Origin of the sequence: Paraburkholderia tropica (assembly GCF_914484835.1) — a bacterium.
Taxonomy (GTDB): Bacteria; Pseudomonadota; Gammaproteobacteria; order Burkholderiales; family Burkholderiaceae; genus Paraburkholderia; species Paraburkholderia tropica_A.
This window is the reverse complement of sequence record NZ_CAJZAR010000055.1, coordinates 1-11,309: the sequence shown is the minus strand read 5'-3', so window position 1 is coordinate 11,309 and position 11,309 is coordinate 1. Positions and strand designations below refer to the sequence as shown.

At 67.9% G+C, this 11,309-nt stretch carries 9 protein-coding genes and 1 pseudogene; 4 read left to right on the top strand and 6 right to left on the bottom strand.

The window, feature by feature from the left end; all coding sequences use genetic code 11:
- Position 1: 1 nt before the first annotated feature.
- Positions 2 to 244, top strand: coding sequence for a formate dehydrogenase subunit delta (locus LDO54_RS18875; protein WP_224012206.1), 243 nt, complete (start codon positions 2 to 4; stop codon positions 242 to 244).
- A gap of 64 nt (positions 245 to 308) precedes the next feature.
- On the opposite strand, the gene LDO54_RS18870 is transcribed toward LDO54_RS18875, so the two are convergent.
- The 3 genes from LDO54_RS18870 to LDO54_RS18860 all read right to left on the bottom strand — a co-directional run bounded on the left by LDO54_RS18870 (position 309) and on the right by LDO54_RS18860 (position 3,532).
- The gene (locus LDO54_RS18870) at positions 309 to 2,027 is read right to left on the bottom strand and encodes an FAD-dependent monooxygenase (protein WP_224012205.1); all 1,719 of its coding nucleotides are present in this window, start codon (positions 2,025 to 2,027) and stop codon (positions 309 to 311) included.
- A gap of 135 nt (positions 2,028 to 2,162) precedes the next feature.
- Complete coding sequence (locus LDO54_RS18865) at positions 2,163 to 3,176, bottom strand: cation diffusion facilitator family transporter (RefSeq protein WP_224012204.1); 1,014 nt, start codon at positions 3,174 to 3,176, stop codon at positions 2,163 to 2,165.
- Positions 3,173 to 3,532, bottom strand: coding sequence for an ArsR/SmtB family transcription factor (locus LDO54_RS18860; RefSeq protein ID WP_224012203.1), 360 nt, complete (start codon positions 3,530 to 3,532; stop codon positions 3,173 to 3,175). Before LDO54_RS18860 ends, LDO54_RS18865 begins: the two co-directional genes overlap by 4 nt.
- A gap of 145 nt (positions 3,533 to 3,677) precedes the next feature.
- Here LDO54_RS18860 and LDO54_RS18855 point away from each other — a divergent pair, with 145 nt between their 5' ends.
- Complete coding sequence (locus LDO54_RS18855; RefSeq protein WP_224012202.1) at positions 3,678 to 5,588, top strand: tetratricopeptide repeat protein; 1,911 nt, start codon at positions 3,678 to 3,680, stop codon at positions 5,586 to 5,588.
- A gap of 83 nt (positions 5,589 to 5,671) precedes the next feature.
- Here LDO54_RS18855 and LDO54_RS18850 read toward each other — a convergent pair whose 3' ends face one another.
- Positions 5,672 to 6,967 (bottom strand): MFS transporter, encoded by a 1,296-nt coding sequence (locus tag LDO54_RS18850; protein WP_224012201.1) that lies wholly within the window; start codon positions 6,965 to 6,967, stop codon positions 5,672 to 5,674.
- A gap of 387 nt (positions 6,968 to 7,354) precedes the next feature.
- Here LDO54_RS18850 and LDO54_RS18845 point away from each other — a divergent pair.
- Both LDO54_RS18845 and LDO54_RS18840 read left to right on the top strand, forming a co-directional pair.
- A pseudogene (locus LDO54_RS18845) lies at positions 7,355 to 7,924 on the top strand (N-acetyltransferase family protein).
- 262 nt (positions 7,925 to 8,186) lie between these two features.
- Positions 8,187 to 9,431, top strand: a complete 1,245-nt coding sequence (locus LDO54_RS18840; RefSeq protein ID WP_224012200.1) for a hypothetical protein — start codon at positions 8,187 to 8,189, stop codon at positions 9,429 to 9,431.
- Positions 9,432 to 9,525: 94 nt separating this feature from the next.
- On the opposite strand, the gene LDO54_RS18835 is transcribed toward LDO54_RS18840, so the two are convergent.
- The gene (locus LDO54_RS18835; protein WP_224012199.1) at positions 9,526 to 10,248 is read right to left on the bottom strand and encodes a DUF2968 domain-containing protein; all 723 of its coding nucleotides are present in this window, start codon (positions 10,246 to 10,248) and stop codon (positions 9,526 to 9,528) included.
- A 232-nt stretch (positions 10,249 to 10,480) separates the two neighbouring features.
- A partial coding sequence (locus tag LDO54_RS18830; RefSeq protein ID WP_224012198.1) for a gamma-glutamyl-gamma-aminobutyrate hydrolase family protein occupies positions 10,481 to 11,309 on the bottom strand: 829 nt, incomplete at its 5' end.

Here is an 11,309-nt window from a genome sequence, read left to right as displayed (position 1 = left end):
GATGAAAGCAGATCATCTGATCGAGATGGCGAACCAGATCGGCATGTTCTTCGATTCCTTGCCGGATCGCGAAGAAGCGCTGTTCGGGATCGCCGAACACATCCGCAAGTTCTGGGAGCCGCGCATGCGCCGCACGCTGCTCGCGGCGCTCGACGGTCACGCGCAGGAAGAGGCGGGTTTCAGCGAGATCGTGTTCGCGGCGCTCTCGACGCATCGCGCGGCGCTGGCGCCTGCCGCTGCTTAGTTACGCTAACTATCTGTAGATAAGACGCCGCGCGGCCTCGACGGGCCGCGCGGCGTTTGCATATTTACTCCGCAACCGGATGCGGCGACGATGCCGGCGAGAACCACGTCTCGCAATGCCGCAACAGCCCGTTGAGATCCGAATGCGGACGCCCGCGCGCGCACAGATAGCCATCGGGCCGCACGAGATAGAACGCGGGCCGCGTGCGGCCATACGCATCGCCGAGCGAGGCCGCGCCGCCATCGACGGGCGGCGCTTCGCCCTCGGGCAGATCGGCGAGCCACCAGACGCGCACCGCGCGCGGCAGCACGCTTTCGACGGCTTCGGTGAACCGGCGCAAAGCCTCGACGCCGTTCTTCGCGTTCGCACCCGCGCTCGTGCCCTCGCCTTCGGCGATCGCATCCATCTCGCGCGCCACCTCGTCGTCGACGAGCAGAAACAGCGAGAAGCTCGCCGGATCGTGCAGATCGAAGATGCGCCCCTTGCCCGGCGCCTTGCCGAGCGGGCCGTCGACCACGCGCACCTGCGCATCGGGCGCGCGCTCGCCCGCGCGTGGACCGCCGTCGAGCACGCGTTCGAGCGTGAGCGGACTGCGCCGGTACTGAATCGATAACTCGCTGACCGCCTGGCGCGCCGCGTCGCGCAGCGGCCCGAGCGCGACCAGCGCGGGCATCACGCGCTCGCGCAGCAGCTTGAGCGGACCGTGATCGGCTTCGACGAGCTGCGTCATGAAGCTCGTCTGCTGCAAGACGATGCGCTCGATCGGATAGCGTTCGGCGTGATACGTGTCGAGCAGCCGGTCGGGCGCGCCGCCGAGCGCGCGCGCGAGCTTCCAGCCCAGATTGAAGGCTTCCTGGATGCCCGTGTTCATGCCCTGCGCGCCCGCCGGGCTGTGCACGTGCGCCGCGTCGCCCGCGAAGAACACGCGCTCCATGCGCAGCTGGCGCACCATGCGGCTGTTGACGTGAAAGTACGACGACCAGATCATCTCGCTGATCGACACCGGATGATGCACGCGATGCTGCACGACCGCGCGGCACTCCTCGAGTGTGGGCACCGGCATCGCGCCTTCGGGCGCGGCGGGCAGCATCGTCTTGTGATCGGCGATCAGGCGATAGCGGCCATGCCCGTACGGAAAGATCGCGGCCAGCCCGTCGCCCGAGGCGAAGATGTGGAATTCGTCGTCGGACCACGGCGTGCTCGCGCTGAAGTCGGCGAGCAGGAACGACTGCGCCAGCGTCTCGCCGTCGAACTTCATGTTCAGTTGATGGCGCACCGTGCTGTGCGCGCCGTCCGCGGCGATCAGATACGCGCAGCGCAGCGCCTCGTTGCGGCCGTCGGCGCGGCGCACGTCGGCGCTCACGCCCGCCGAGCCCTGCACGAATTCGATCAGCTCCACGCCGCGCTCGATCTGCACGCCGAAGGTGGCGAGCTGCGCGGCGAGGATGCGCTCGGTTTCGGTCTGATCGATGAACAGCAGATACGGATAGCGCGTGAACAGCGGATCGAAGTCGAGCCGCGCGCGGCGCTGGCCGTTCGAATAGAGATTGGCGACGTGGGCGCGATGGCCGCGTTCGAGAAACGGCTCGACGATGCGATGCTGCTCGAACAGTTCGAGTGTGCGCGCCTGAATGCCGATGGCGCGCGAATAACGTCCGGGCGTGTGCGCGCGATCGATCACGCGGACCGGAATGCGCGCGCGGGCAAGACTCAGCGCGGCGGCGAGACCCGTAGGCCCCGCGCCGACGATGAGCACGGACGGCTGGGAGAAAGCCTCGGTCATGCAGACCTCCATGCGGTCGACATGACTCGTAGTGTACGCCCGCAACCCGCTTGTCCGGCTGGCGCCGGCAGCATCAGCGTGTCCTGCCACGCATGGCGCATCGATGACCGCGTATCGACGTAACGACTTAAAAGCTCAGCGATGGATCTGCGTCGCGCCGTCGAGCGAGCAACGATGCGCACTGGTGCCGAGATCGACTTGCAGCGTCACATGCGTCATGCGAAAGCGCTCGCCGAGCGAGCTGACGATCGCATCGAGCACCGCGTCGCCGGGATGGCCCGCGGGCATCACGAGATGCGCGGTCAGCGCGGTGCCGGTGGTCGAGAGCGCCCAGACATGCAGATCGTGCACGTCGGTCACGCCTTGCTGCTCTGCGAGAAAGACGCGAATACGCTCGATGTCGACGCCTTGCGGCACCGCCGCGAGCGCGAGCCGCACCGACTCGCGCAGCAGGCCCCACGTGCCGTAGACGATCACACCCACGACCGCGATGCTCATCGCCGGATCAACCCAGTTCCAGCCGGTCGCGAGGATCACGAGGCCGCTCACGGCGACGGCGGCGGACACGGCGGCGTCGGCGGCCATGTGCAGGAACGCGCCGCGAATATTCAGATCGTCGGCCTGGCCGCGCATGAACAGCCACGCCGAAAAGCCGTTGACCACGATGCAGAGCGTCGCGACCACGAAGACGTCGAAGCCCGCGACGCTCGCCGGATGCAGGAGCCGCCCCACCGCTTCGGCGAGGATCGCGCCGCACGCCACGAGCAGCAACGCGGCGTTGGCCAGCGAGGCGAGGATCGACGAGCTGCCGTAGCCGAACGTGAAGCGCGCCGACGGACGGCGCGTGGCGAGCCAGGCGGCGCCCCAGGCGAGCAGCAGGCCGAGCACGTCGGAGAGATTGTGGCCCGCGTCGGCGAGCAGCGCGGTCGAATGCGCGATCACGCCGTACACCGCCTGCGCGATCACGATGACGAGGTTCAGCGCGACGGCCAGCGCGAACGCGCGGTGATGGCCTGGGGCGGGCGCGTGGTGGTGGCTGTGGTTGTGGCCGTGGGCGTCGTGATCGGCGTGATCGGCTTGCGGGGCGTCGTGCCGGTGGTGATCGTGCGCATCGCCGTGATCGTGCGGATGCTCGTGAGCGGCAGTCATCGCCCATGCTCCTGCCCGGCCGAGACCGGTTCGGCCACATGCGCCAGCATGCCCGCCAGCATCGCGCCGATATGCGCGTCGGCGGCAGCGTAGAACACCTGCTTGCCCTCGCGCTCGGCCCGCACGATGCGCGCCGCGCGCAAGCGCCGCAGATGATGGCTGACGAGCGATGGCGAAAGCCCGAGCGCATCGGCGATCGCGCCCACGGCACGGCGTCCCGCCACGCAGAGCAGCACGATCTTCAGGCGCGTCGGATCGCCCAGCAGGCGGAACAGATCGGCGAGCGGCGCGACCCGCTCGTCGGTGGAAAATTCGGTGGAAAATTCGCCGCGAAATTCGGCGGAAAACGTCGGCATGGTCAGGATCCGCAACATATGAACCGTCATTCATACGTTAGGCGCGATGCGATAAAACCGCAACGTTACCTTTCAACTTCGCGGTAGCCTCCCCCGAGTGTGGGAAAATGGCGGGTTCGTTTTCTATACGTCTCGCCACTGGTTCATGGAACAGGTCTTTGTCCGCGCGTACGCCGCACATCGCGACGGCCGGCTGGCTGATGCCGAGCGCGGTTACCGCGCGACGCTCGCCGCCGATCCCGTGCACGTCGATGCGCTGCATCTGCTCGGCGTGCTGCGGCATCAACAGGGCCAGCACGCCGAAGCGGCGGACCTCGTTCGCCGCGCGGTCGAGCTGCGTCCCGAAGACGCCGCGCTCCAGCTGAACCTCGGCAACGCGCTCAAGGCGCTCGGCGAGCTGGAGGGCGCGATCGAGCGCTTTCGCAACGCGCTCACGCTCGCGCCCGCCTTCGCGCTCGCGCACTACAACCTCGGCAACGCCTACGCGTCGATCGGCCGCCACGAAGACGCGATGTACGCGTTCGGCCACGCCGTGCGCCTTCAGCCCGGCGACGCCTCGTCGCACAACAACCTCGGCAACGCGCTGCACGCGCTCGGCCACCACGCCGAAGCCGCCGAAGCCTTCCGCCGCGCGCTCAAGATCCGCCCCGGCCACGCAGGGGCGCACAACAACCTCGGCATGGCGCTGAACGCGCTCGGCGACAGCGCGGGCGCGGTCGAGCACTTTCAGAAGGCGCTGCGGCGCGAGCCGCGCTTCGTCGCGGCGCACTTCAATCTGGCCAATACGCTCGACGCCACCGGCTACCACGCCCAGGCCGTCGCCGGATTCGAGGCGGCGCTGGCGCTACAGCCGCAGTTCCCGCCCGCGCTGTTCGGACTCGGCAATGCGCTCGCGGCGCAGGGGCGTTACGCCGAAGCGATCGGTCCCTATGAACGCGCGATCGGCTTCGATCCGAAGTTCGCACTTGCCTGGCTCGCGCTCGGCAACGCGCATCACGCGCTCGGCCGCCACGCCGCCGCCCTGCGCGCCTTCGACGAAGCGCTGCGCGTGCGCCCGGAGCTGGCCGCCGCGCACCTGAACCGCGCGCTGACCTGGCTCACGCTCGGCGACTTCCGGCGCGGCCTGCCCGAATACGAATGGCGGCTCGATCCGGCTTTTCGCGACGAAACGGCCGCGCGCGGGACGCCCGTCGCGTTGTCGGCGGACGCCCTGCCCGGCGCGCTGCCGCGCTGGTGCGGCGAGCCGCTCGCGGGCCGCACGCTGCTGATCCAGGCCGAGCAAGGTTTCGGCGACACGCTCCAGTTCGTGCGCTTCGCGCCCCAGATCGCGGCGCGCGCGCAGCAAAGCGGCGCGCGCGTCGTGCTCGAAGTACAGGCGCCGCTGATTCCGCTGATCGCGCCCGCCGCCGAAGCCGCGCGCGTCGCACTGATCCCGCAAGGCGCGCCGCGCGCGAGCATCGACGCCGACTTGCACATTCCGCTGCTGTCGCTGCCGCTCGCGCTCGGCACCACGCCCGACACGCTGCCCGCCGCCCCGTCGTATCTGAGCGTGCCCGCCGCCTACCGGCGCAAATGGCGCGGCTCGCTCGGCGGCCAGGCGCGGCGCAAGATCGGCCTCGCCTGGTCGGGCCGGATCCAAAAGCAGGAAAACCGCGCGCTGCCGCTCGCCGCGCTCGATCCGCTGTTCGCGCTCGACGGCATCGACTGGATCGTGCTGCAACCGGATCTGAGCGCCGCCGAACACGCCGCGCTCGACGCCCATCCGCGCGCGCGCACGATCCATCGGCTCGGCGACAAGCTCGACGATTTCGCCGATACCGCCGCCGTGATCGAACGCCTCGACGCCGTGGTCTCCATCGACACGTCGATCGCCCACCTCGCGGGCGCGCTGGGCGCGAAGCTCTGGCTCATGCTGCCGTTCGCCGCCGACTGGCGCTGGTTCACCGGCACCGACACGAGCCCGTGGTATCCGCGCGCGCGCCTCGTGCGCCAGCCGCGCCCGGGCGACTGGGACGCCGTGGTCGCGAGCGTCGCGCACGCGTTGCGCGAAGGCTGACGCAGGTATCGCGGCCCGCGCCGCGCAGGCAATAAAAAACCCCGCATTTGCGGGGTTTTTTGTGCGGCCAGCGACGCGATGCGTCAAACGGCCTTGTACTGATTGCGCGCCGCCGACGTGCGATAGAGCACGAGCGTCGCGATCAAACCGCAAATGCCCGCGACGCCCATCCACGCGCCCGGCGCGGCCTTGTTGCCGCTCGCGTGAATCAGGTAGGTCGAGATCGCGGGCGTGAAACCGCCGATCGTCGTCGCGAGACTGTAGGCGAGCGAGAAACCGGCCGTGCGCACATCGGCGGGCATGATTTCGGTCAGCGCCACGACCATCGCGCCGTTGTAGCAGCCGAACAGGAACGAGAGCCACAACTCGACCGTCAGCAGACGGCCGAACGACGGATCGGCGACCAGCCATTGCACGGCCGGATACGAGGTGAGAATGGTCAGCACCGTGAAGGTCAGCAGCACCGGACGGCGGCCGACGCGGTCCGAAATCGCGCCCGACACCGGCAGCCAGAACAGATTAGACAAGCCGATGCAGACCGTGACGACGAGCGTATCGAGTTCGCCGAGCTTGAGCACTTCCTTGCCGAACGTCGGCGTATAGGCGGTGATCATGTAGAACGACACCGTCGTCATGATGACCATGCCCATGCCGCCGAGCACGATGCCCCAGTTCTGCATCATCGACGCCATGATTTCGCGGATCGACGGACGATGCTTCTTCTTCGCGAACTCCTCGGTTTCCTGCAGCGAGCGGCGGATGAAGAACAGGAACGGCACAATGCAGCAGCCGATGATGAACGGCACGCGCCAGCCCCACGCCGTCATGTCCTCGACCGGCAGGATGCGATGCAGCAGCACGCCGAGCAGCGCCGCGAACACCACGGCCACTTGCTGGCTGCCCGACTGCCACGCCACGTAAAAGCCCTTGTTGCCCTTCGTCGCGATCTCGGAGAGATAGACCGAGACGCCGCCCAGTTCCACGCCCGCCGAGAAGCCTTGCAGCAGACGCCCGAGCAGCACGAACACGGGCGCGAGAAAACCGATCGTCGCGTAGCCGGGCACGACCGCGACCGCGAGCGTGCCGAGCGCCATCAGGCCGAGCGTCAGAATCAGGCCTTTGCGGCGGCCATGATGGTCGATGTACGCGCCGAGGATGATCGCGCCGAGCGGCCGCACCAGAAAGCCCGCGCCGAACACGGACAGCGAGAGCATCAGGGAGGCGAAGGCGTCGTTGCTGGGGAAGTAGGTCCGGGCGATCGCCGAAGCGTAGTAGCCGTAGACCATGAAGTCGTACATTTCCAGGAAGTTGCCGCTCGTCACGCGGAAAACGGTCCTGAATTTCGATTCGCTCGATACGGCGTGGGACGCGGTAGACATGACGTTCTCGTAGAGAGACAGCCGGACGGCGGCCCGGCAACGACCTGGCGACAACCTGGTAACGATGGGCGCCGATGCGCACGCGCCGACGGGCGCTCCGCCGACGGGCGCTCATTATCCGGCTGGCCCGGATGAGCATATATCGGGGAAAACCTCACAACCCACACGCAACGTGCGCCAACGTCTCGCATTTATTTCTAAAGCCATTCAATTATTTCATTACGCTTTCGCTTCATGCGCTTTGAAGGCGGCACGCGCTGGCCTATCGTGCACAATAGTGGACCGATGCGGCGGAGCGATGCTGAGCGCACGCCTGCACAGCGCTTGCGCCCGCTCCGATCGCCGCCGCCCGTCCCACGCCGCCCGCACTTGCCGCCGACACCTCGCATGCCCATCGCCGCTCCCCTGATCCTGCGCCCGGCCACCACCGCCGATGCCGACCTGCTCGCCGCCATGCACGCCGCCAGTTGGCAAGCGACGTATCGCGGCCTGCTGCCCGCCGCCTTTCTCGACCGGGAGGTGGGCGCCGAGCGCGCCGCTTAGTGGCGCGCGCGCATGGAAGCGCCCGGCGCGGAACGCCGGCTCGTGCTGATCGCCGAACTCGAAGCCGACTCGAACAGCGAGACCCAAGCCGATGACGCGGTCCGCACGCCTGCGGGATTCGTCTGCGTCGAGCGCCAGCCCGAATCGCCGTGGGGCGTGCTGCTCGACAATCTGCACGCGCTGCCGGCGCACCAGGGCATCGGCGTGGGCAAGACGCTCATGGAGGCGGCGCAGCGCTGGGCCCGCGGACAAGGCGAATCGCAGCTCTATCTGTATGTGCTCGACGGCAACGCGCCCGCGATCGCGTTCTACGAACGCCAGGGCTGGGAATACTCGGGCGCCGAACCCGACCACATGGGCGGCGTCGACATCACGGCGCTGCGCTACGTCTATCGGCTCGACGCGCGCAAATAAGCGGCGCGCTGGTCACGGCCTGGTGGGGTCGTGGTGGGGTCGGCTTCGTTTTTTCAGACCTATCCGATAGACCATCGGTAGTCTCGCTCGCATGATTAAGAATCCATTTCTATAATCCGGCGCGCGTTGGCCAGCTCAATGGCCAGCTAGTCGTGCGCGCTTCGTCCATCAGGGCATGCCTCACCCGCCTTGCCGATGCAGCGAGAGACTCATGTCAACTTATCCGTTAGTTCAAGTCGAAGGCGCACTGGCCCTGCCGCACATGCGCCCCCTCGACCGCGTCCCGCCGCCGTTCGGCCGCGAGTGGGCGTTGATCCCGCCGCACTTCAGCCTGCGCACCGAACTTCATGCGCTATACGCCGCCCTGCTGCGCACGGTCTGCCTGAGCGCCGAAGCGTTCCGCAAAGTCTGTCGCTGGGAGTCCGGGCGCCGCACACGGTCCGAAACGCCGCGCCCGGCCGCTGCGCCCGTCGGCGCGAAGCTGGATGTCGCGCAGGCGCAGCGGGCGGCTGCCGCGTCGTTGCAGCGCAAGGCGGCGGGTGCGGCGTCGGCATCATCGGCTTCGGTGGCGGCAGACAGCGCGCCCGTCGAGCGCACGCCGCCGCGCAATCACAAGCTCACGGCCAGCGCGGTCGGCATCGGCGGCGCGGCGCTGCTTGCGTGGATCGTCGCCAGTCATGTGCAGGTCGGAGAAAGCAAACGCACGCCCGAGGCGGCGTCCAAAGCGCCGGTCAACCAGGACGCCTCGGCGTCGCAACGTCTGGCCGAAGCGCGCGCGTCGCATGATCTGAGCTATTCGGGCAGCGTCGTTGCGAGTGCACCGCACATCGCGCGCGGCACGCCGGCGACCGACGCCGCAGCCACGAGCACCCCGCGTAAGCCAGTGGAAACGGGTGTGGCGATCGGGGCCACCGTGGTGGCGCAACAGCCTGGCGCGGCTGCGACTACGGCAGCAACCTCAGCAGCGGCACGATCCGCCCTGCCCGCCAACGTGAAGCCCGCTGAATCTGCCACGCCTGCCGCATCCCTTCGCACGCCCAAGGCTGCGCCCCTGCGCGTCGAACGGCACGACTACGCGGCGGCCTCCAACCCGAACACCCCGATGCGCGCCACGCTCGCGCCCAAGGCCGAGCCTGCCAGCCGCGCAGCCAGCAAGGCGAAGGCGCGTCACGCATCGGCCGCGTCAAGCGAAACGCGCGAAACCCGCACGCAAACCGCACGCGGCAACACCAGCCGCCACGCGGCGCACGAGTTCGCGCCGCAGCACAGCGCACCGCTCGCCGTGACACGCCGCGCGCATGGCGCGTACTCGACCGCCGAAATGTATTCCCCGCGCCAGCACAGCGTCGAAGCAGCCGACGACTACGCATCGGTGACCACGTACGCCGTGACGCACGCCGCGCCGCAATCGGCCAGCCGCGCATCGACATCGGCGGACGGCACGGAATGGGTCAGCCACGTTTCGCAGCGCCGTGTGACCGAAGTCCCGGACCGCTTCTCGAAATAAGCGCGGGACCTGCGCCACGGTTCAGGCGCCCCAAACAAAAAGCCCGGCAATCTGCCGGGCTTTTTTCTTCCTGCCGCCTTCGCGCGACCAACGGCTATCGCCGCGATCCCGGCAAGCCCATTTCCGTCTCGCGCTGCAACTGATCCACCTGATTCTGCAACGTGCGCAACTGCGTTTGCGCCTGCACCTTCTGCGCGTTGAGCGAGCGCGCGTCGACCTGCATCTGACGCTGATAATCGTCCACGCGCGCCTGCTGCGTGCGTGCCACGTCGAGGTCGGCCTGCAAACGGCGCGCGCGATCTTCGTTGATGGCGATCACACGCTCGATGAACGCCTTCTGCGCCTCGAGTTGCGTGCGGCGGATTTCCACGTCCGAAAGACGCTGCGTCTGCTGCGCGAAGTTCCCATAGATCGCTTCCGCTCGAGTTTCGTCCTGCGAACGGATCACGCGCCAGAAATGCTTGTCCTGGAACAGCACGATGTAATACGTCATCTCCGGCGGATAGAAAAACAGGCTCGCGCCGTAGCTGGCGTTGTAGGTCGTGCGCATTTCAACGAGCTGCTGATCGTGGATCAGCTGCATCAGCGTGGCGACGTCGCCCTGCGTGGCGCCCACCGTTGCCTGATCGTCGACGATACCCGCGGCCGGCAGTGCGTCGGCGGGCTGCGGGGTCAGGCTGTCGAGCGACGGACGGCTGCCGGCGACCGGCACGGCTTCGCTCGCAGGCGCGCCGGCCCACGCGGCCGCACCATGCTGCATCGACAGAATGGCTGCGGCAGCCAGCAAGGCGCGGCGCACGGGAAGGGTTTGCTTCATGACTGCCTGTTCCGTTGTGGATTCCTCGTAACCGCTTATTATCGCCGCCCGAAAATCTCAAAAACGGTATTAAATTCGGATAACCGAAGAATCCATCCGACGCTTATCTGAAATCACTGCCCCCGTTGCAGGAATCGCGGTCCGCTAACCGGCAAGAAAAAAGGGGCGAACATCTCGCCCCTTTTTGCTGGATCGCGCGGCGTGCACCGGCCCGCGCGTCAAGACCTGCGGATCAGAACCGCGTCTCGCGCGCCGCCCGCAGGAACGCATCGAGCAGCGGCGTGCAGTCGAGCAGCTCCGCGCCGCCCGCGCGATGGAATTCGGGGTGCCACTGCACGCCCACCACGAACGGCGAACGGCGATAGCGCACCGCTTCGATCAGCCCGTCGCCGGCCGACACGGCCTCGACCGTGAGATCGCGGCCCAGCGAGCGCACCGCCTGGTGATGGATCGAGTTCACGACGGCCTCGCGGCGGCCCGGGAACATGCTCGCGAGCGACGAGCCCTCGGGGAACGTGATCGCGTGCCGATGCTGATCGTAGTGCTCGCTCACGTGCACGCCCGCAGTCGGCACGTCGGTGGCGATGTCCTGGTACAGCGTGCCGCCGAACGCCACGTTGATCAGCTGGCAGCCGCGGCACACGCCGAGCACCGGCTTGCCCGACTCGATGAACTCGTGCAGCAGTTCCAGCTCGTACATGTCGCGCACGCGGTCGCCGGGCCATTCGGGGCGTGCGGCGGTTTCGGCGTAGGTCTGCGGCGAGACGTCGGCGCCGCCTTGCAGCAGCAGGCCGTCGAGATGCTTCGCGTAATCGCGCAGACGAATATTGCTCGGATGCAGCATGCCCTGATGGCCGACCGTCGGAATCATGAAGACGATCACGTCGCGCGACATGACCCAGTGCGCGATCGATTCCTCCAGATATTGCAGCGTCTTGCCGCGCAAACCCTGCGCGCCCGGCTCGGGGTGAAAGATGCGCGCCGACACGCCGATGCGCAGCGTGCGCTGGGTGATGCGCTGCCCGGCACGGTCGAAAATCTGGCGCGCGCGCGCCGCGATG